This window comes from Clostridium moniliforme (genome assembly GCF_017873235.1).
Classification (GTDB): domain Bacteria; phylum Bacillota; class Clostridia; order Clostridiales; family Clostridiaceae; genus Clostridium; species Clostridium moniliforme.
This window is the reverse complement of record NZ_JAGGJZ010000001.1, coordinates 385,218-407,194: the sequence shown is the minus strand read 5'-3', so window position 1 is coordinate 407,194 and position 21,977 is coordinate 385,218. Positions and strand designations below refer to the sequence as shown.

16 protein-coding genes and 1 CRISPR repeat array are annotated in these 21,977 nt (G+C 26.5%); all 16 genes read left to right on the top strand.

The genetic code is table 11. The annotated features are described in order from the left end of the window. The first annotated feature begins 16 nt into the window (after positions 1 to 16). The 16 genes from purE to cas5b all read left to right on the top strand — a co-directional run bounded on the left by purE (position 17) and on the right by cas5b (position 21,964). On the top strand, positions 17 to 496 hold the full coding sequence (purE, locus tag J2Z53_RS01910) for a 5-(carboxyamino)imidazole ribonucleotide mutase (RefSeq protein WP_209795534.1): 480 nt from the start codon (positions 17 to 19) through the stop codon (positions 494 to 496). Continuing rightward, a complete protein-coding gene (purC, locus tag J2Z53_RS01905) occupies positions 496 to 1,206 on the top strand; it encodes a phosphoribosylaminoimidazolesuccinocarboxamide synthase (RefSeq protein WP_209795533.1) in 711 nt (236 codons plus the stop codon). Before purE ends, purC begins: the two co-directional genes overlap by 1 nt. A gap of 27 nt (positions 1,207 to 1,233) precedes the next feature. Continuing rightward, complete coding sequence (gene purF, locus J2Z53_RS01900; protein ID WP_209795532.1) at positions 1,234 to 2,670, top strand: amidophosphoribosyltransferase; 1,437 nt, start codon at positions 1,234 to 1,236, stop codon at positions 2,668 to 2,670. A 10-nt stretch (positions 2,671 to 2,680) separates the two neighbouring features. Continuing rightward, positions 2,681 to 3,682, top strand: a complete 1,002-nt coding sequence (gene purM / locus J2Z53_RS01895) for a phosphoribosylformylglycinamidine cyclo-ligase (protein ID WP_209795531.1) — start codon at positions 2,681 to 2,683, stop codon at positions 3,680 to 3,682. Then, complete coding sequence (purN, locus tag J2Z53_RS01890) at positions 3,670 to 4,284, top strand: phosphoribosylglycinamide formyltransferase (protein WP_209795530.1); 615 nt, start codon at positions 3,670 to 3,672, stop codon at positions 4,282 to 4,284. Before purM ends, purN begins: the two co-directional genes overlap by 13 nt. 12 nt (positions 4,285 to 4,296) lie before the next feature. Continuing rightward, entirely contained in the window at positions 4,297 to 5,796 is a 1,500-nt protein-coding gene (purH, locus tag J2Z53_RS01885) for a bifunctional phosphoribosylaminoimidazolecarboxamide formyltransferase/IMP cyclohydrolase (RefSeq protein ID WP_209795529.1), read from the top strand. A gap of 88 nt (positions 5,797 to 5,884) precedes the next feature. Next, positions 5,885 to 7,135: a phosphoribosylamine--glycine ligase gene (gene purD, locus J2Z53_RS01880; protein WP_209795528.1), complete on the top strand. Its 1,251-nt coding sequence runs from the start codon at positions 5,885 to 5,887 to the stop codon at positions 7,133 to 7,135. Between the two features lie 659 nt (positions 7,136 to 7,794). Then, positions 7,795 to 8,280, top strand: coding sequence for an NADH-quinone oxidoreductase subunit NuoE family protein (locus J2Z53_RS01875; protein ID WP_407927650.1), 486 nt, complete (start codon positions 7,795 to 7,797; stop codon positions 8,278 to 8,280). Between the two features lie 9 nt (positions 8,281 to 8,289). Continuing rightward, positions 8,290 to 10,179 carry an NADH-ubiquinone oxidoreductase-F iron-sulfur binding region domain-containing protein gene (locus tag J2Z53_RS01870; RefSeq protein ID WP_209795526.1) on the top strand — a complete coding sequence of 630 codons (1,890 nt, stop codon included), beginning with the start codon at positions 8,290 to 8,292 and terminating at the stop codon, positions 10,177 to 10,179. 13 nt (positions 10,180 to 10,192) lie between these two features. After that, positions 10,193 to 11,926 carry an NADH-dependent [FeFe] hydrogenase, group A6 gene (locus J2Z53_RS01865; protein ID WP_209795525.1) on the top strand — a complete coding sequence of 578 codons (1,734 nt, stop codon included), beginning with the start codon at positions 10,193 to 10,195 and terminating at the stop codon, positions 11,924 to 11,926. Between the two features lie 506 nt (positions 11,927 to 12,432). Then, the gene (locus tag J2Z53_RS01860) at positions 12,433 to 13,065 is read left to right on the top strand and encodes a hypothetical protein (RefSeq protein ID WP_209795524.1); all 633 of its coding nucleotides are present in this window, start codon (positions 12,433 to 12,435) and stop codon (positions 13,063 to 13,065) included. Positions 13,066 to 13,368: 303 nt separating this feature from the next. Continuing rightward, a CRISPR array of direct repeats spans positions 13,369 to 17,275; the repeat unit is 30 nt; unit sequence GATTAACTTTAACAAGAGTTGTATTTAAAT. Between the two features lie 310 nt (positions 17,276 to 17,585). Beyond that, positions 17,586 to 17,711: a hypothetical protein gene (locus tag J2Z53_RS12895; protein WP_268835739.1), complete on the top strand. Its 126-nt coding sequence runs from the start codon at positions 17,586 to 17,588 to the stop codon at positions 17,709 to 17,711. A gap of 13 nt (positions 17,712 to 17,724) precedes the next feature. Further along, complete coding sequence (gene cas6, locus J2Z53_RS01855) at positions 17,725 to 18,417, top strand: CRISPR-associated endoribonuclease Cas6 (RefSeq protein ID WP_209795523.1); 693 nt, start codon at positions 17,725 to 17,727, stop codon at positions 18,415 to 18,417. Between the two features lie 15 nt (positions 18,418 to 18,432). Then, on the top strand, positions 18,433 to 20,196 hold the full coding sequence (locus tag J2Z53_RS01850) for a type I-B CRISPR-associated protein Cas8b/Csh1 (protein ID WP_209795522.1): 1,764 nt from the start codon (positions 18,433 to 18,435) through the stop codon (positions 20,194 to 20,196). 6 nt (positions 20,197 to 20,202) lie between these two features. Further along, positions 20,203 to 21,165: a type I CRISPR-associated protein Cas7 gene (locus J2Z53_RS01845; protein ID WP_209795521.1), complete on the top strand. Its 963-nt coding sequence runs from the start codon at positions 20,203 to 20,205 to the stop codon at positions 21,163 to 21,165. Positions 21,166 to 21,169: 4 nt separating this feature from the next. Beyond that, positions 21,170 to 21,964: a type I-B CRISPR-associated protein Cas5b gene (gene cas5b / locus J2Z53_RS01840; RefSeq protein ID WP_209795520.1), complete on the top strand. Its 795-nt coding sequence runs from the start codon at positions 21,170 to 21,172 to the stop codon at positions 21,962 to 21,964. Positions 21,965 to 21,977: the final 13 nt, after the last annotated feature.

Genomic DNA, 21,977 nt, shown 5'->3' with positions numbered 1-21,977 from the left:
TAAAGGAGTGTTTTAAATGAAAGTAGCAATATTTTTTGGAAGTAAATCAGATATTGAAATTATGAAGGGAGCTTCTAATGCTTTAAAAGAATTTAATATTGAGTATAAGGCATATGTACTTTCAGCCCATAGAGTTCCAGAAAAACTTGTGGAAACTATAAAGGAAGTTGAAAATGAAGGTTGTGAAGTAATTATTGCAGGGGCTGGACTTGCAGCACATCTTCCAGGAGTAATAGCAAGTCATACAACTATGCCAGTTATTGGAGTTCCTATAAGGGCAGCAGTTGAAGGTATGGATGCATTACTTTCAATAGTACAAATGCCAAAATCAATACCAGTTGCAACTGTTGGAATAAATAATAGTTATAATGCAGGAATTCTTGCAATTGAGATGCTTTCATTAAAATATCCAGAAATAAAGAAAGATTTAATTGATTTTAGAGAAAGAATGAAAAAAAGATTTATAGAAGAAAATAAAGAAGGAGTGGAATTATAATGACTAAAAAACTTGAAATGTTATATGAAGGAAAGGCAAAGCAAGTATTTGCTACAGATAATAAAAATGAGGTAATAGTTCATTATAAAGATGATGCAACAGCTTTTAATGGAGAAAAGAAGGCTCAAATAGATAATAAAGGAGTTTTAAATAACGCTATAACATCTATGATTTTTGAAATGCTAAACAAAGAAGGAATAAAAACACACTTTATTAAAAAGTTAAATGATAGAGATCAGCTTTGTAAAAAGGTTTCAATAGTTCCCCTTGAAGTTATAGTTAGAAATGTTGCAGCGGGAAGTATGGCAAAGAGACTTGGACTTAAAGAAGGAACAAAGTTAAATACTACAGTTTTTGAATTATCTTATAAAGATGATGAACTTGGAGATCCACTTATAAATGATTATCATGCAGTAGCAATTGGAGCTACAACTTTTGAAGAATTAAAAGAAATTTATTCTATGACAGATAAAATAAATAATTTATTAAAAGAATTTTTTAAGAAACAAAACATTAATTTAATTGATTTTAAAATAGAGTTTGGAAAAGATGAAAATGGAGAAATATTACTTGCAGATGAAATATCTCCAGATACATGTAGATTTTGGGATGCCAAAACAGGAGAAAAACTTGATAAAGATAGATTTAGAAGAGATATGGGAAATGTGGAAGAAGCTTATGAAGAAATATTAAAGAGAATTAAAGGGTAAAATTAATTTTAAAGAGAGGTATGGCTTATGATTAATTCAAAAATTAATATTATAGATCCAGAAAATGATAAGTTTAAAGATGAATGTGGAGTATTTGGCGTATATTCAAATAATAAAATAAATGTTGCAGAACTTACTTATTATGGATTATATGCTCTTCAACATAGGGGTCAAGAAAGTACAGGTATTGCAGTAGCAAATGGAGAAGAAATAAAAGTTCATAAAGGACTTGGAATTATAACTGAAGCATTTACAAAAGAAGATTTAAAATCTTTAGAAAAAGCTAATGGTCATATTTCAATTGGACATGTTAGATATTCCACTGCTGGTTCTAAAACAATTGAAAATGCACAGCCTCTTTTAAGTAGAACAAAGCTTGGACCTATAGCAACAGCTCATAATGGCAACTTAGTAAATGGTGATGTTATAAGGGATTTATTAGAGGAAAGTGGATATGTTTTTCACACAACTGTAGATTCAGAAGTTATAACTAGTCTTATTGCAAGGGGAGCAAAAAGAGGAATTGAAAGAGCAGTAATAGATGCAATATCAGCAGTTAGAGGTTCTTTTGCAATGGTAATAATGACAAATAACAAACTTATAGGAGTTAGAGATCCTCATGGAATAAGACCTCTTTGTATTGGAAAGTTTGAAGATGGTTATGTATTATCTTCTGAAAGTTGTGCATTAGATACTGTTGGAGTTGAACTTGTAAGGGATGTAAAGCCAGGAGAAATAGTTGTAATTGATGAAGACGGAATTAAAAGCTATAGATATTCAGAAAATACAGTATGCCAAACCTGTTCCTTTGAGTATATATACTTTGCAAGACCTGATTCAGTAATTGATGGACTAGATGTTCATAATACTAGAGTAAAGCAAGGGGAAGAATTATTTAAAGAACATCCTCTTAAAGCAGATATAGTAATTGCAGTACCAGACTCTGGAATACCAGCAGCTATGGGATATGCAAGGGCATCTGGAATACCTTATGATACAGGATTTATAAAAAATAGATATGTTGGAAGAACTTTTATAACACCTTCTCAAGAAATGAGAGAAAGAGCAGTTGCTGTAAAACTTAATCCATTAAAGAAAAATATAGAAGGAAAAAAAGTTATATTAATAGATGATTCAATAGTTAGAGGGACAACATCAAAACATTTAGTTGAATCTTTAAGAAGGGCTGGAGCTTCAGAAGTTTACTTTTTAGTTGCATCACCTATGGTTAAATATCCATGTTACTTTGGAATAGATACACCTTATAGAAAAGATTTAATTGCTGCAAATAATACTTTAGAAGAAATAAAAGATATTATAGGATGTGATTATTTAGGTTACTTAACATTAGATGGTGTATATAAAAGTTGTAGCGGAAGAAAAAAATTATGTGTTGGATGCTTTAATGGAATATATCCAGTTTCAGCTCCAATGGAATCTTTAGATGATAATCTTGAAAGGTAGGGTTTTATAAATGATAACTTACAAAGATAGTGGAGTAAATATTGAAGAAGGATATAAATCAGTTAAGCTTATTAAAGAATATGCAAAAAAAACAATGGGAGAATATGTTTTAAACGGACTTGGATCCTTTGCTGGAATGGTTGAACTTCCATCAGGATATAAAACTCCAGTATTAGTATCTGGAACAGATGGAGTTGGAACAAAAATTGATATAGCTTGCAAAAAGAAAAAATATGATACCGTAGGAATTGATTGTGTTGCTATGTGTGTAAATGATATTTTATGCCATGGTGCAAAGCCTTTATTTTTTCTAGATTATATAGCTTGTGGTAAGTTAGAAGCTAATGTTTCAGCAAGTTTAGTTAAAGGGGTAGCAGATGGATGTATACAGTCAAACTGTTCATTAATTGGTGGAGAAACAGCTGAAATGCCAGGATTTTATAAAGAAGGAGACTATGACATAGCAGGATTTGCAGTAGGAATAGTTGATAAAGATAAAATTATAAATGGAAAAGATATAATACCAGGAGATAAATTAATTGGAATTAAATCCTCAGGTATACATTCAAATGGATATTCTTTAGTTAGAAAATTATTTAAAGATTTAGATGAAGAATATTTTGGTAAACCTATATGGGAAACATTATTAATCCCAACAAAAATATATGTAAAACCTGTACTTAAACTATTAGAGAAATATGAGATAAAGGGTATGTCTCATATAACAGGTGGAGGATTTATAGAAAATGTTCCAAGAATGTTTAGTAAAGAAGGTTTAACAGCAGTTATAAATAAAGATAGTTATCCACTTCCAGAAATATTTGAAAAGATGATAGAACTTGGAGTAGATAAAGATCATATGTATAACACTTTTAACATGGGAATAGGGTTTGTATTATGTGTTAAAGAAGAGGATGTAGAAAATATTTTAAGGGAACTCCTAGAAATGGGAGAGGTAGCATATGAAATAGGTTTTGTTACTTCTGGAGGTGAAGGAGTTTGTTTAAGATAGCAGTACTTGCATCAGGTGGTGGAAGTAATCTTCAATCAATAATAGATAATATAGAAAATGGATTTTTAAATTGCACTATAGAGATGATAATTGGAAGTAAAGAGGGAATTTATGCATTAGAGAGAGGCAAAGAAAAGGGGATAGAAACTTTTGTAGTTTCAAGAAAAGACTATGGAAATGATACCTCTGATAAAATTTTAAAACTTGCAAAAGAAAGAAATATAGATTTAATAGTTCTTGCTGGTTATCTTTCTATATTAGAAGGAAATATTTTAAAAGAATATAAAAATAAAATTATAAATATCCATCCATCTTTAATACCATCCTTTTGTGGAGAAAAAATGTATGGACTTAATGTACATAAGGCTGCAATAAAAAAAGGAGTTAAAGTATCAGGGTGTACAGTTCACTTTGTAAATGATGAAGTAGATGGTGGAGAAATAATTATTCAAAAAGCTGTTCCAGTATATTTTGAGGATACAGCAGAAGTTCTTCAAAAGAGAATATTAAAAGAAGAACATAAAATTCTTCCTCTTGCTATTAAATATATAAGCGAAGGAAAAATTGAAATTAAAAGTGGTAGAGTGAATATTTTAAAATAGGGAGGTACTTTTATGAAAAAGAGAGCTTTAATTAGTGTATTTGATAAAGAAGGAGTACTAGAATTTGCAAAATTTTTAAGTGATAGAGATGTTGAAATTATATCAACAGGAGGAACATATAGACATTTAAAAGAAAATGGAATACCTGTAATTGAAGTAAATGATGTAACTGATTTTCCTGAAATGTTAGATGGAAGAGTTAAAACTCTTCACCCAGCTATTCATGCTGGAATATTAGCAATTAGAGATAATGCAGAACATATGAGTACATTACAAGAAAGAAAAATTAATACAATTGATTATGTTGTAGTTAATTTATATCCATTCTTTCAAAAGGTTCATGAAGATATAAGTTTTGATGAAAAGATAGAATTTATTGATATAGGTGGACCTACAATGCTAAGAGCTGCAGCTAAAAACTTTAAGGATGTTGTAGTTATTTCAGATAAAGAAGATTATAAAACTGTAATGAAAGAAATACAAGAAAATAATGAAGTTTCTTATAAATCTAGAAAAACATTAGCAAGAAAAGTGTTTAATTTAATGAGTTCTTATGATGCTGCAATTTCAAACTTCTTATTAAATGAAGAATATCCAGAATATCTTTCATTATCTTATAGTAAGGTACAGGATTTAAGATATGGAGAAAATCCAACTCAAAGTGCAGCTTATTATAGTTCAAATGAATTTAAAGGTGCAATGAATAGTTTTAAAATATTAAATGGAAAAGCTTTATCTTATAACAACATAAAAGATGTAGATATTGCATGGAAGGTTTGTAATGAATTTGAAGAAACAGCTTGTTGTGCATTAAAACATAATACTCCATGTGGAGTTGCAGTTGGAGAATCAGTTTTTGAAGTTTATAAAAAAGCTCATGATGCAGATCCAGTATCAATATTTGGAGGAATAGTTGCAATTAATAGAAAAATAGATAAAGAAACAGCAGAGGAAATGAAGAAAATCTTTTTAGAAGTTATAATTGCACCAGAATATGATGAAGAGGCTTTAGAAGTTTTAAAAACTAAAAAGAATTTAAGAGTATTAGAGTGTAAAGTAGCTCCAAAGGGAAAAATGTGCATGGTTTCAGTTGATGGAGGAATATTAGTTCAAGAAGAGGATAGAAAACTTTTAGAAGAAACAAAAGTTGTAACAGAAAAATCTCCAACTAATAAAGAAATGGAAGATTTAATATTTGCAATGAAGGTTTGTAAGTATGTAAAATCTAATGCAATAGTAGTAGCTAAAGATGGTGTTGCTCTTGGAATAGGCGGAGGACAAGTTAATAGAATATGGGCAACAACTGAAGCTTTAGAAAGAGGAAAAGGGGCAACAGTTCTAGCATCAGATGCTTTCTTCCCATTTAGAGACTGTGTTGATGAAGCTGCAAAATATGGAATAAAAGCTATAATACAGCCAGGTGGTTCCATAAGAGATGAAGAATCAATAGAAGCTTGTAATGAGCATGGAATAAGTATGGTATTTACAGGAGTTAGACATTTTAAACACTAAGAAAAATTATAAATTCTAATTAATAATGGACAATTTATAGAGTATATTCTTAAATTGTCCATTGTAGGTTAAGGGAGATGGATAGTTTATGAAAATACTTTTAATAGGCTCAGGTGGAAGAGAACACGCTTTAGCATGGAAAATAGGAAAAAGTAATAAAGTTGATAAGATATATGTAGCACCAGGTAATGGAGGAACTGCAACTTGTATTAAATGTGAAAATATAAATATTACTGATATAGAAGAATTAGTAAAGTTTTCAAAAGAGAAAAATATAGATTTAACAATAGTTGGACCAGAAGAACCTTTAATAAAAGGAATTGTAAATAGATTTCAAGAAGAAGGACTTAAAATATTTGGACCTTCAAAGGAAGGGGCAAAATTAGAGGGAAGTAAAAGTTTTTCTAAAGACTTTATGAAAAAGTATGGAGTGAAAACTGCTGAATATGAAGTGTTTTATGATGAAAAAAAGGCTAAAGAATATTTAAAGGATTGTAAATATCCAACAGTTATAAAGGCAGATGGACTTGCAGCAGGTAAAGGTGTAGTAATATGCGAAAATAAAGAAGAAGCCTTTAAAGCAGTAGATTCCTTTATGGTAGAAGATGTATTTAATGGTGCTGGTAAAAAGATTGTAATTGAAGAATTTTTAAAAGGTATTGAAGCTTCAATACTTTCAATTACAGATGGAAATACAATAATTCCATTTCTTTCAGCAAAGGATCATAAACAAATATTTGATGATAATAAAGGACCAAATACTGGTGGTATGGGAGTTGTATCTCCTAATCCTTATGTTACAGAGGAAGTTTTAGAGGATTTTAAAAATAACATAATGGATAAAACATTAGCTGGAATTAAAAAAGAAGGATTTGATTTTAAGGGAATAATTTTCTTTGGAATAATGATAACTGAAGAAGGAACTAAACTTCTTGAATATAATGTAAGAATGGGTGATCCTGAAACTCAATCAGTATTATCCCTTATGAATAGTGATTTATTAGAACTTATTTGTGGAGCTTTAGATGGAAATTTAAAGGATATGAAAGTAGAATTTGAAGATGGATTTTGCATAAATGTTGTAATGGCATCAAAGGGATATCCAAGTAGCTATGAAAAAGGATATAAGATAAATATTGATGAAGATATAAAGGAAAATATATTTATAGCTGGTGCAACTTTAAAAGATGGAGACCTTATAACTAGTGGTGGAAGAGTTTTATCAGTTATAGGAAAGGGAAAAACTTTAGAAGAAGCTAGGGCTAAAGCTTATGAAAATATTTCTAAAGTTAATTTTGAAGGATCTTATTATAGAAAAGATATTGGAATAGCCAAATAAAAATATAAATAAGGATAAGTTTTAGTTGATTATTGTCCTTAAAAATCTATGTAAAACCAACAACAGTTAAAAACATAGAAATAAATATAAAACGTATAAAATCATTTTTATCTAAAGTGATTTTATACGTTTTTATTTTATTTAAATTTTAGAAAAATATACTTTATGAAGTATTAAAATAATAAAATTTATATTTTAAATTGTAAAATTTCAGTTAACAAAAATGTGATAAAAAAAACACAATGATTTATAAGGGATTAATTAAAATGTTATAAATTAAATGAAATTTTATTAAAATAATATTTCATTATAAATACAATAATATATGTGAAATTATTAATTGAAACAGATTTTGAAAAAATAATTATCATTGTTATACACTTTAAACATACTAATATATGTTAAAAAAATAACGCCTTTTAGCACTATGATATAATAAATAGAATATTTCGAAAAATGATAGATAATAAAAGTAAATCATGCAAATTAACAAAAATTCAAAAGGTGTTATAATTTAGTTGTAGAAGTTAAAATTTAGTTTTTTTAGGGGAAATATTTATTGCACATTAATAAAATTTAAAAAAGATTTAAATTAATATTTAATAATTTTTACTTTAAAAAGTTTGATTAAGAAACAATTAAGAAGGAAGGGAATGTATGTGTGTACAAACTGTAGTGATTGTGTAAAGTTTAAGGAATTAAATGAATTTATAGAAGCTCAAAATGAAGAATTTAAAGAATCATTATTAATTTCAGTTTTACATAAAGCTCAACAAATTTATGGATACTTAAGTGAAGATGTACAAAAATTTATTGCAAAAAAATTAGAAATACCAGAATCTAAAGTATATGGAGTTGTAACTTTTTATTCTTATTTTACAACAGAACCAAAAGGAAAATATGTAATTAGTGTTTGTACAGGAACAGCATGTTTTGTAAGAGGATCTGGAGAAATTCTTGAAGAATTTAAAAATAAATTAGGAATAAAAGAAGGGGAAACAACTAAAGACAACCTTTATACCTTAGATGTTTTAAGATGTGTAGGTGCATGTTCAATAGCACCAGTAGTTTTAGTTAATGATAAAGTTTATGGTTATTTTAAAAAATCTCAAGTTGATGAAATCTTAAATGAATTTAAGGAGTGATAATTAGAGATGAATAAAATAAAAAATTATGAGGAATTATTAGAAATTAATAAAAAATATAAAGATATTATAGATTTAAGGTATTGTAATGAAGATATTAAAGATTTAAATACAATAAAAGAAAGACAAATATTAATTTGTGGAGGACCAGGCTGTAAATCTGCTCATTCTTATGGAATAAAGGATGCATTAGAAGAAGAACTCAGAAAGAATCAAATAGCAGATAAAGTAAAGATTATAATGACAGGATGTTTTGGATTTTGTTCAGAAGGTCCAGTTATTGAAATAGTGCCAGATAATGTATTTTATGTAAAGGTATCCAAAGATGATGCCAAAGAAATTGTAGATAAACATTTATTAAATGGAACAATTGTAGAAAGACTTTTGTATGAAAATCCAAAAACAAATGAAAGAATTCAAAAGAAAAATGAAATTCCATTTTATAAAAAACAAGTAAAAATTGCTTTGAAAAATTGTGGAATTATTGATCCAGAAGATTTTACTGAAACATTAGGAGCTGGCGGATATAAAGCAATTGGAAAAGTATTAACAGAAATGACAAGAGAAGAAGTTGTAGAAGAAATTACAAAATCAGGACTAAGAGGAAGAGGCGGTGGAGGATTCCCAACAGGTAGAAAGTGGAATACAGCACTTCGAGCTAAAGGTAATATTAAATATGTTATATGTAATGCTGATGAAGGAGACCCTGGAGCTTTTATGGATAGAGCTATATTAGAAGGAGATCCACATAGTGTATTAGAAGCTATGGAGATTTGTGGATATGCAACTGGATCTAATAAAGGATTTATTTACATAAGAGCTGAATATCCATTAGCAGTTAAAAGATTAAAAATAGCAATTGATCAAGCTAAAGAGGCTGGATTATTAGGTAAAAATATATTAAATACAGGTTTTGATTTTGATATAGAAATAAAATATGGAGCAGGAGCCTTTGTATGTGGTGAAGCAACAGCACTTATTCATTCAATTGAAGGATTAAGAGGAGAGCCAACTATGAAACCACCACGTACTTCAGAAAAAGGATTATGGAAAAGACCAACTTGTGTAAATAATGTTGAAACCTTTGCTAATATTCCTTCAATTATTAATAAGGGTGCTTCATGGTATAGTTCTATTGGAACAGAAAGATCTTCAGGTACTAAAGTATTTGCACTTGCAGGAAAAATTAATAATGTTGGATTAGTTGAAGTTCCTATGGGAATACCACTAACAGATATTATTTATGATGTAGGTGGAGGAATAAAATATGATAAAAAATTAAAGGCTGTTCAAACAGGAGGACCATCTGGAGGATGTATACCAGAATCTCTTATAGACATCCCTATTGAATATGATACTTTAACAGAGATTGGTTCTATGATGGGATCAGGAGGTATGATTGTACTAGATGAAAATAACTGTATGGTTGATGTTGCTAAGTTTTATTTAGGTTTTACAGTAGATGAATCTTGTGGAAAATGCACTCCATGTAGAATAGGTAATAAAAGACTTTTAGAGTTATTAAATAAAATAACTGAAGGAAAAACAAAGGAAGAAGACCTAATAAATATGGAAGAACTTTGTAATGTAATTAGAGATACATCTCTTTGTGGACTTGGAGTTTCAGCACCAAATCCTGTTTTAAGTACAATTCAATATTTTAGAGATGAATATGAAGCACATATAAAAGATAAAAAGTGTCCAGCAGGAGTTTGTAAAGATCTTTTAACTTACAAAATAACTGATAAATGTATAGGATGTACAAAATGTGCTAGAAATTGTCCAGTTAGTTGTATTACAGGAAAAGTTAAGGAAAAGCATATTATAGATTTAGATAAGTGTATAAAATGTGGCACTTGCTATAACTCATGTCCAGTAAAAGCAATAGTAATTGAATAAAGAGGTGAGAGATATGAATACAATTAATTTAACTATAGATGGACAAAAGGTAGAAGTAGAACAAGGGACTTCTATATTAGATGCAGCTAAAAAAATAAATATAGAAATACCAACTTTATGTAATATGTATATGGGAACTGACAATACAAGAAATTGTAAGGGAACATGTAGAGTATGCTTAGTTGAACAGGAAGGAAGAGGTAAATTAATTCCATCTTGTTCAGTTAAAGCAAATGATGGAATGGTTATAAATACACATACAAGAAGAGTTATTGAAGCTAGAAGAACAATAGTTCAGCTTTTATTATCAGATCACCCAAAGGATTGCTTAAAATGTGATAAAAATGGTAACTGTGAGCTTCAAGATTTAGCAAAAAAATTAGGAATTATAAATAATAAATATGAAGGTGAAATGTCACAATATGAAATAGATAATTCTTCAAATGTAATTGTAAGAGAAATGGATAAATGTATTTTATGTAGAAGATGCGTTACTATGTGTAATGAAGTTCAAAAGGTTAATGTATTAACACCTATTAATAGAGGTTTTAATACTGTAATATCTACATTTTTTAATAAACCTTTAGTAGAAACAGATTGTACTTATTGTGGACAGTGTGTAGCAGTTTGTCCAACAGGTGCTTTAAGAGAAGCGAGAAGTTATGATAAGCTATGGAGTATTTTAGAAGATAAAAATAAATATGTTATAGTTCAAACAGCTCCAGCAGTAAGAGTTGCATTAGGAGAAGCCTTTGGTTTTGAAGTTGGAGAAAGTATTACTAAAAAGATGGTAGCAGCTTTAAGATTATTAGGCTTTGATGCTATTTATGATACAAATTTTGGGGCAGACTTAACTATTATGGAAGAAACTAATGAGTTTATAGAAAGATTTGAAGAAAAGAAAAATCTACCTATGTTAACAAGTTGTTGTGCGGCTTGGGTAAATTTTGTAGAAAGTAAATATCCAGAATTAATAAATCATTTATCTTCTTGTAAATCTCCTCAGCAAATGTTTGGAAGTATAGCTAAAAGATATTTAAGCAAAAAATTAAATATTAAAGAAGAAGATATAGTTGTAGTTTCTATAATGCCATGTGTTGCAAAAAAATATGAAGCAAACAGGGAAGAAATGACTAATGATGGAGTTAAAAATGTTGATGTAGTTATTACAACTAGGGAATTTATAAAAATGATAAATGAGGCTGGAATTAATATAAAAAATTTAAAAGATGATGAATTTGATAATCCTCTCGGAGAATCAAGTGGTGCTGGAGTTATATTTGGAACAACAGGTGGAGTTATGGAAGCAGCACTTAGAACAGCTTCTGAAATAATTACAGGAGAAACTTTAGAAAAGGTGGATTTTAAAGATGTAAGAGGCTTTAAAGGAATTAAGGAGGGTTCTATAAAAATAGGTAGACAAGAAATAAATATTGCAACAGTTAGTTCTCTTGGAAATGCTAAAAAAATAATGGATGAAATAAAATCTGGAAGATCTAAATATGATTTTGTAGAAGTTATGGCATGTCCTGGTGGATGTATAAATGGTGGTGGTCAACCTTTTAATAAAGCAGATGTTAATATGATTAAAAAAAGAATGGCAGGATTATATGCAGAAGATGAAAATAAAACTATTAGAAAGTCCCATGAAAATCCTTCTATTAAAAAAGTTTATAAAGAATTATTAATAGAGCCAAATGGCGATATAGCCCATGAATTATTACACACTTACTACAAAGCAAAATAATAAAAATTATTTTATAAGATAGAAATTACACATCATAGAAATATTTAATGTTAAATAAAAACATTTGTAAAAAATATTAATGTATATTTTTTAAATATAAAATTTTAACAGAGAGAATTAATGAAAAATTTTCTTAGACTATAAAAATAGTATAAATTTTAAGACCATAAATAGATTTTAGGTTTAAAAGAATTTATTTAGGGTCTTTTATTATATTGTTGTATAAAAAATTCAATCATGAACTTTACTTTATAATTTATAATGAATTAATTGTTTTTAATCAAAATGAGAAATAATATTAATTATAATATAACTATTAATAAATAGTTAAGTATAATAATAAAATATTTCTTTTAAAGAATAATAATAAAAATTAGAAAAAAATTTATAACAAAACACAATATAAATTGAAAAAGTTTTTTCTAAGAGTATACTTGATAATTAAAGAGAACTTTCATTTAAATATATTTAAATATTAAAATTAATATTTGATAGGAGGTAATTTAATGAAAAAGAAAGCTATATTAATAGTACTTAGTGTATTAATGGGGGCAAGCTTATTAGTAGGTTGTGGATCAAAGGATAATAAAACTACATCTAATACAGAACAAACTGAGCAAAAACAAGAAAATAAACAAAATACTCAAAAGGAAGAATATAAAAGTGGATTTTACGAAGTAGGAAAGGATTTACCTGCTGGAGAATATGTAATAATTTCAGATAAGAGAAATAAGCAAGCTGAAACTTCTATTGAAGTAACAAAGGATAGCAAAAAAGAAGATGAAATTTTTGATGAAAGTGTTTCAGGAAATATCTATGTAACTTTGTCAAAAGGTGAATATATAGAAGTTAAGAATGGAGATATTTTCCCAATAGATAAAGCACCTTCAACAACACCTAAAGATAAAGTTTATAAAGATGGTATGTTTAAGGTTGGAAGAGATATAAAAGCTGGAACTTATGAAGTAAAATCTATAGAAAAGGATAAAAATGATGATGCATCTATAGAAATTACTAAGGATAGTACTCATAGAGATAAGAGTGTAATTTCAAAGAAAGAATTTAAAAAGAGTACAAAAGTAACATTAAAAGATGGTGAATATATTAAATTAGATGATGCTGAAATTGTTGTTAAGTAGCATAAAAATAAAATAGAAAAGTTTAGATGTATTTGCAATTACTAATCATAAATTATAATTAATTTGATTAGTAATTGCTTTTTTTATTAAGCTATATTTTAGTTCTTATCAAAATATAGCTTTAAGTTTTACCAACCTAAGATTTTGTTGAAATGGGTTTAATCCTTTATAAATACTATATTTATAAGGGATTTATTTTTATATTTTTAAAATTAGTTTTTGGTTGGTATAAAACTATGGAATATATTGAATTTAGTTGGATTTGGAGGTATTATAAAATATATGAATGGCTTAAATGCTATGGATTAACTTTAACAAGAGTTGTATTTAAATTATGGTATTGGTTTACTTATTAGTTTTTTTAAAAGAGATTAACTTTAACAAGAGTTGTATTTAAATACGACATTCTGTGCAGAAACACTAGCACTTTTAGGATTAACTTTAACAAGAGTTGTATTTAAATTGAAATGTCAGAAGAACAGGTGGCTGAACTGATAAGATTAACTTTAACAAGAGTTGTATTTAAATGCCAATGGGATCAGCGGACTAGCATTTGCAGTTTGGATTAACTTTAACAAGAGTTGTATTTAAATTGTACAAATCTAATAAGTACATTCTTTAGTGATCCAGATTAACTTTAACAAGAGTTGTATTTAAATCAAGATATAGTTTATGGTTTTACTAGGAATTCTAAAGATTAACTTTAACAAGAGTTGTATTTAAATTAGAATTTTTTTTAATTATACCATATTTTTTTTGAGATTAACTTTAACAAGAGTTGTATTTAAATCAAAGTTCTTTTATGGTTATGCTTATACAACAATATGATTAACTTTAACAAGAGTTGTATTTAAATATTAAATTTTTTGAATCTGCAGCATTAGAACTATATGATTAACTTTAACAAGAGTTGTATTTAAATTAACTATTGTAACCTAATTCCCAAGTGCAAGAACTAGATTAACTTTAACAAGAGTTGTATTTAAATGTATCTAAGTAATTTTAAGAGGGGGTTATTCCCCGATTAACTTTAACAAGAGTTGTATTTAAATTCTCCTATAATGGAAAGCAACACCACCTAAAATTAAAGATTAACTTTAACAAGAGTTGTATTTAAATAAGGGTAAAGATTCTATATTAAATGGAATACAAAAGGATTAACTTTAACAAGAGTTGTATTTAAATTCTGCAACTTCTTTTATTGCAGGAGCTACAACTGTTGATTAACTTTAACAAGAGTTGTATTTAAATAATTTAATTCTGAATTAGATAAAGAAAAAGCTTTAGATTAACTTTAACAAGAGTTGTATTTAAATTAAAAATTAATAAGTTTAGCATTAAACCAATACTCTGATTAACTTTAACAAGAGTTGTATTTAAATATTAATGTATCTTCTATAATAATCCCTCCCTTAAAAGATTAACTTTAACAAGAGTTGTATTTAAATCTCAAAATATGCTTAATACGTTTAACAGTAGAAGGACGATTAACTTTAACAAGAGTTGTATTTAAATTTACATTTATAATTGGTAGTTAAAGCTAATATGTTTGATTAACTTTAACAAGAGTTGTATTTAAATAAGGATAGAGCTTTTACATTCACCATTGATAAGATGATTAACTTTAACAAGAGTTGTATTTAAATTAGTATACTCTGCCTTCTGCTAATGTTCCAGATATTCGATTAACTTTAACAAGAGTTGTATTTAAATCTTATATTAGGCGAAAAAATTTATTTAATGACAAGATTAACTTTAACAAGAGTTGTATTTAAATCTTGGAACGTTTATAGTGTACTTAGTTTGTATGCAGATTAACTTTAACAAGAGTTGTATTTAAATTTGGAAAAATAGGAGAAAAAATAACTTTAAATTTTTGATTAACTTTAACAAGAGTTGTATTTAAATTGCTAAACTTAATTTGAGGCGTTTAATTAATTCTAAGATTAACTTTAACAAGAGTTGTATTTAAATGCCAGGGGAATCAATGGACTAGCATTTGCAGTTTCGATTAACTTTAACAAGAGTTGTATTTAAATTACACGCCCTTATTATCTAAAGATTTTATAAGTACAGATTAACTTTAACAAGAGTTGTATTTAAATTATGGAAATGGATAGTTTAAAAAGTTTTCAATTAAAGATTAACTTTAACAAGAGTTGTATTTAAATTTAGTCCCAATAGGAAATTTAGAACCAATGGAATTATGATTAACTTTAACAAGAGTTGTATTTAAATTGTTATTAATATAGAATTTCAGACAATGCGAAAATTGATTAACTTTAACAAGAGTTGTATTTAAATTCTTTTACTGCCATATTAATCACTCCTTTAATTTATGATTAACTTTAACAAGAGTTGTATTTAAATTAGTTTTGATGTTCCATTTCCTTCTAATTTGTCACCGATTAACTTTAACAAGAGTTGTATTTAAATAAGAATTAAAATTATCATTAACAGGTTGTAAAAAGTGATTAACTTTAACAAGAGTTGTATTTAAATAATGAAGAAAAAGGGGATTGTTGGAAGTGCTTTAAGATTAACTTTAACAAGAGTTGTATTTAAATCTTCTATGGGGAGCAATCCCCATACCCCCGATTAAGATTAACTTTAACAAGAGTTGTATTTAAATAAAAGTTGGGCAAATAGCTCCTGGTGAGATAACAATGATTAACTTTAACAAGAGTTGTATTTAAATACAAGTGATGCCTTATAGTTTTTTAAGTAAGTTAGGATTAACTTTAACAAGAGTTGTATTTAAATACGTCCACGTTGAAAACTCTGCGGGGTTTTCATTTGATTAACTTTAACAAGAGTTGTATTTAAATGTTTAAGTTAAGGCGTTTAATTAATGCTAATGTTAATGATTAACTTTAACAAGAGTTGTATTTAAATCTCTTTGGGTTAATGGGGTTTTGAAGGATTGATTAGATTAACTTTAACAAGAGTTGTATTTAAATATGCTTTACAAAGATTAAACTTCTATTACAATTATTTGATTAACTTTAACAAGAGTTGTATTTAAATATACTTTGTTGTTTTGCTATGACATTAAATTGTATGATTAACTTTAACAAGAGTTGTATTTAAATTCACTCTTATCTAACATTAAGTTAGGGTTCTTAGGGGATTAACTTTAACAAGAGTTGTATTTAAATATGGAAATACTTTAAATGAAAATTAAAAATAAAGGAGGATTAACTTTAACAAGAGTTGTATTTAAATTTAATAGTGGAAACTTCTATTGTCCAGTGCCAATAAGATTAACTTTAACAAGAGTTGTATTTAAATATTAGAAGAAAATAGTAAATCAACTCAATTAGAACTGATTAACTTTAACAAGAGTTGTATTTAAATATTTTACTAGCTAATAAATCTGAATGTTTTGCTTGATTAACTTTAACAAGAGTTGTATTTAAATAATCCTCCACTACAATCTCCAACATTATTAGCTGCAGATTAACTTTAACAAGAGTTGTATTTAAATCGTGAAACATTGGAATTTTTTAGTATGTATATAGGAAGATTAACTTTAACAAGAGTTGTATTTAAATATACGGAGTTTATTGGAAGTTTCATATTGTTAATAGATTAACTTTAACAAGAGTTGTATTTAAATATTACAGATCCAGAGCAAATAGCTTTCCAGTTTGTGATTAACTTTAACAAGAGTTGTATTTAAATAAAGTCTTACCTAACGGAATAGCATTGCCAATAGAAGATTAACTTTAACAAGAGTTGTATTTAAATGCTGAAGGAACATTTAAATTAGCAGGTTCAATACGATTAACTTTAACAAGAGTTGTATTTAAATTTGCCAATATCTTTACAAGCAGGCAAATTTGAAGGAAGATTAACTTTAACAAGAGTTGTATTTAAATGTGATTTTTATTTCATTAGCTGAATCTCTTAAAGCGATTAACTTTAACAAGAGTTGTATTTAAATCCTTTTATAGTCTTTTTTAAAATTTCGTTTAATTTGATTAACTTTAACAAGAGTTGTATTTAAATTACAATGTCCTCACCTTCCTAGTCTAATTTTAGGCAGATTAACTTTAACAAGAGTTGTATTTAAATCCTGTTATATATATATCAATAAATTCTCTCTGTTTATGATTAACTTTAACAAGAGTTGTATTTAAATATACAAAGCAAAGTTTGATTTTCTTTGCCAGGAACAGATTAACTTTAACAAGAGTTAAATTTAAATTTCTATATTATAATATTAAAGTATTTAATTTATTAGTTAACAAATAATTAAAAAAATTAATCTAAAAAGCAATAACTTAATAAACAAAAGATAATGTTAAATAATAGTTTATAATTAAAACGATTATTTAACTAAATATGTATTTACATTAAAATAAATTAGATTTAACATAAAAATGTAAACATTAACATAATTATGTTTTTAAATTTATTAATAAAAGAATGGTTTATTAATTAACAGCAACATGAGATGTTATTTATTTTATTATATAATCATTATTAATAAAAGAATGAAAATATGGAGAAATTATATGAAAAATAAATATAGTTTAAATCTAAAAAATGAATATAAAGATGGAAAAATGATAACTGAAATATCAAAAAAACTTATTACTATTGATATTATTAAAAAATTAATTATAAATAGAACATTATAAAGGAGCTGGATTTATGCAAGTTTTTGAATTGTCGGTAAAAGTTTATTTATTAAAAAATATATTAGAAAATGAAATATTATCTCAAGAAGGTTTTTTAATAGACTTGGTTTTAGGTAAAAGTGAAAATTTTTTAGAATTACACAAAAAAAATTGCTTTAAAAATTATTGCTTTAATGGATTTTATCCTTTAGAAAATGACAAGGTTTATAAAGAAGATAATATTTATACATTTCAAATAAGAACCGTTAGTAAAGAATTAGCAATATATTTAGCAGAAGAACTTCCTAAAAACTATACAAATTATTTAAAAGTTTTAAAGGTTGATGAAAAAATAATTAAGAAAAAGAATATATCTAAAATATATTCTATAACTCCAATAATATTAAAGAACGAAGTAGGCTATTGGAGAGGAAATTATTCTTTAGAATACTTTGAAAATAGAGTTAAATCTAATTTAATTAAAAAATATAATAACTATACAGGAGAAAAAATAGAAGAAGACTTTCCATTATTTATAGCTATGGAATTTAAGAATAGAAAACCAGTAGCTATAAACTATAAAGGTAGAAAATTATTAGGAGATAAAGTTTCGTATAATATAGCAGATGATGAGAAATCTCAAGAGTTAGCTTATTTTGCATTAGGGGTTGGAGTTGGAGAATTTAATCCTAGAGGAGCAGGTTATATGAACTTTAGATACCTATAGAAAGGAGGAAAAAATATGATAAGTAAAGTTATGGACTCTATAAAATCTATTAAAAAAGATCATTTAGATGATGTAATATTAGATGGGTATGTACCAGCAGATGGAACATATATAATTATAGAGCCAGATGAAGGCGGTAATTTACATGAAACCTTTAGAACAGATATTTTAATGGATAAAAAGACAAAAACAGTAGATAGAACAATAGATAAGTTTAGTCTTTTATGTAAATTAGATTATAATAGTAAATTAGATATTCAAAAGGCTATTGATAGAAAAAAGATAATTCAGAGCAATAATTATTTAAGTTTCTTTATAAAGAAAGAAAGCTTAATTGAAGATAGTAAAACTAAGAAAAGAAAGCTTACAGAAGAGATAATTGATAACTATTATAAAATATTAGAAAATCCACTAATTAAATATGAAAAGAAACCTAAAGCTAAAGCTTTATATTTAAGCGTTGAAGAAGAACTTGGAGAAGTTGATAAAGAAAAAATATTACAAATAAAAAATTGGATTAAAGAAAATATATTTAATTTAAATATAGATTCAAGCAAAAATTATCTTAAGATATTTTTCTTTTATGATGAAGACTCTTTTGAAAGGGAAGGTAAACGTTATCTTATACCTAATATTTATAACAGTAATGATTTTAATATAGAAACTGAAGAGGGGATAATTGGACTTCCTAATGACAATATGGGATTAAATTCAAAAAAACCTTATCTTGAAAATAAAACAAGAAAAGTTAAAGTACCTTATTTAATAAATCAAGAAGAAGTTTTATTACAAAAGAAGATTTTTGATTATTTATTTAATTTAGCATCTGAAGGTAAATATAACATTTATATAGGAGAGGACGATATAAAGGCTTTAAAGGATGGAGAATCTTTAGAAAGAAACTTTAGTGGAATGTATTTAAGAATTAGAAAAGGTAAAGAAACTGAAATAATTGATTCTGATGTAATATCAAATTATAGTCCATATTTAAAAACATCCTTTGAATTTAAAAATGTTTTAGATATAGATACGGATATTTTATATAAGAACAAAAAAGAGAATGATGATGTTGAAGAATATGATAAGAAAATTAAATTAAGAGATATTGAAAGTCTTATTAATATATTTTTCTTTAATAGATTTTTAATTAAGAATTATTTTTCAGAGGATATTCCAATAAAGGAAGAGGCAATAAAAAGAGCATTAATAATGTCTAGAAATAAATTAGGTGAATGGTTTTATAAAGGAAACAATAATAATCTTTGGAATGTATTAAATAAATCAGCAGATTTAGTTATAAAATCAAATTTAGAAAATGGATATTTTATAAAAGCTATGAATGAATTTAATTTAAAGTATTCATTAAAAGAATACTTAGTGAAAGGTGATGAAAGTATGGCAGATATTTTAAGTTCTATAAAGGATAATTTAAGAATTAAGATATTTGAAAAGGGTGATTCAAAAATAGATAATGACAATGAGTACTTTTTTGCAGTAGGTCAATTAACAGGATTTTTATTAGGTAAAAGTAAGGGGAAAAATAAACCTTTATCATTAGCTAATCCAATAATAAATGCTAAAAATAATGAACTTATAAAAAGAAAACTTGGGCAATTATATATGAAATATAATTATGATTTAGATTTAGATAAAGATGTTAGATTTAAAAATTTATATTCAATGATTATTGGGTATGAAATTGAAGGGAATATTAATAAGGATTTAATTATTGCAGGATATTTAAGTAATAATATAATTTATGAAAAGAAGGAGAGTTAGGTAATTATGAATAAGAGAGTTTATGGAATAATTGGAATTTCATCAATAATGGCAAACTGGAATGCTGATTTTACAGGATATCCAAAGACTACTTCTGATGGGAATATATTTGGAAGTGATAAAGCACTAAAATATCCTATGAAAAAATCTTGGGATAATGCTGGAGAAAAGGTTCTTTATATAAAATCAATGAGATTTTCAGAAAATAAAAATGGAGAGCTTTCCCTAGTTCCAAAATCATTAAAAGAAAGATATGAGCAAATTTTTGAAGTGGAAAACTTGAAAGATGAAAAAGATGGAACAAAGGTTTTAAAAAATCTTTTTAATGCAATAGATGTTAAAAACTTTGGTGCAACATTTGCAGAGGAAGGAAATAATATTTCTATAACAGGTGCAGTACAAATAGGACAAGGATATAACATATATGAAGATGCTGAAGCTGAAGAACAAAAAATTCTTTCACCTTTTAGAGATGCAAGTGAAAAACTTGATAAAAAAATTAAAAAAGAAGATAAAGAAGATGCAAAAAATTCAACTTTAGGTAGTAAAATTGTAACACCAGAAGCACACTATTGCTATCCATTTGTTATAAATCCTTTAGCATATAAGGAGTTTGTAGATTTAGATTTAACTGATGGATATACAGAAGAGGACTATGAAAAATTTAAAGATGCAGCAATTTCATCAGCAACAGCTTTTGCAACAAATTCTAAGGTTGGCTGTGAAAATGAAATATCTATATTTATTGAAACTGATGAAACATTATATTTACCAAACTTAGATAAATACATTGAATTTATAAAGGGTGAAAATAAAAATATTTTTAAACTTAATTTTAAAGAAGTATTAGATGGTGTAGAAGATAGAATTAAAAGTATAGAGATTTATTATAACCCATTAACTATAGAAATTGAACCTGATTTTGAAGGAGCTAAATGCTACAATATTTTTAGCAAAAAAGAGGTGTAGTTAAATGCAGGCTTTAAAATTTACATTAAGGGGAAGTACAGCATTCTTCAAAAAGCCTGATGTTAATAGTTACCTTTATTTTACTTATGGGCATATTCATAAAGTTGCCCTTACAGGCCTTTTTGGAGCAATACTTGGATATAAAGGTTATAACAGTATGAACTCATATTGTAAAAAGAATAAAAAAGATAAAAAGGATCAAAACAATATAGATTTTCCAGAGTTTTATGAGAAACTTAAAGATTTAAAAATTTCTATTGTTCCAAATAATGAAAATGGAATAATCGATAAAAAAGTTAATGTTTTTAATAATTCTGTTGGATATGCTTCAAAGGAGCAGGGGGGAAATCTTATTGTAAAAGAACAATGGCTTGAAAATCCATCTTGGGATATATATGTGCTTTTAGATAATGAAGAAGCTATAAAAGTTTCAGAATCTATACTAAATAAAAGTTATATATATATACCTTATTTAGGGAAAAATGACCATATGGCAGAAATAATACATCCAAGTTTAGAAGAATGCGAAAAGATAACTCATGCTCATTATATTAATAGTTTTTTTATAAAGGGAACGTATAAATTAGAAATAAATTATGAAGATGACGAAGAAGATGATGATGAGAATGAGAAGAATATAAGGAATGTATTTAAATATGAAGAGAGGCTTCCTTTAAAACTTGATGCTGAAACTAATAAATATATATTAGAAGATTTAATATATACAAATAATTATTTAGAAGAGATAGATGGTAGTTTAAGCTATAAAGTTTTAAATAAAAATATTCAATTTATATAATTAATTTAAAGGA

Coding starts and splice junctions, on each gene's coding strand:
- J2Z53_RS01860 (WP_209795524.1), top strand. CDS start 12,433: ATGAAAAAGAAAGCTATATTAATAGTACTTAGTGTATTAATGGGGGCA.
- purM (WP_209795531.1), top strand. CDS start 2,681: ATGATAACTTACAAAGATAGTGGAGTAAATATTGAAGAAGGATATAAA.
- cas5b (WP_209795520.1), top strand. CDS start 21,170: ATGCAGGCTTTAAAATTTACATTAAGGGGAAGTACAGCATTCTTCAAA.
- purF (WP_209795532.1), top strand. CDS start 1,234: ATGATTAATTCAAAAATTAATATTATAGATCCAGAAAATGATAAGTTT.
- J2Z53_RS01870 (WP_209795526.1), top strand. CDS start 8,290: ATGAATAAAATAAAAAATTATGAGGAATTATTAGAAATTAATAAAAAA.
- J2Z53_RS01850 (WP_209795522.1), top strand. CDS start 18,433: ATGATAAGTAAAGTTATGGACTCTATAAAATCTATTAAAAAAGATCAT.
- cas6 (WP_209795523.1), top strand. CDS start 17,725: ATGCAAGTTTTTGAATTGTCGGTAAAAGTTTATTTATTAAAAAATATA.
- purC (WP_209795533.1), top strand. CDS start 496: ATGACTAAAAAACTTGAAATGTTATATGAAGGAAAGGCAAAGCAAGTA.
- purD (WP_209795528.1), top strand. CDS start 5,885: ATGAAAATACTTTTAATAGGCTCAGGTGGAAGAGAACACGCTTTAGCA.
- purE (WP_209795534.1), top strand. CDS start 17: ATGAAAGTAGCAATATTTTTTGGAAGTAAATCAGATATTGAAATTATG.
- J2Z53_RS01865 (WP_209795525.1), top strand. CDS start 10,193: ATGAATACAATTAATTTAACTATAGATGGACAAAAGGTAGAAGTAGAA.
- purH (WP_209795529.1), top strand. CDS start 4,297: ATGAAAAAGAGAGCTTTAATTAGTGTATTTGATAAAGAAGGAGTACTA.
- J2Z53_RS12895 (WP_268835739.1), top strand. CDS start 17,586: ATGAAAAATAAATATAGTTTAAATCTAAAAAATGAATATAAAGATGGA.
- J2Z53_RS01845 (WP_209795521.1), top strand. CDS start 20,203: ATGAATAAGAGAGTTTATGGAATAATTGGAATTTCATCAATAATGGCA.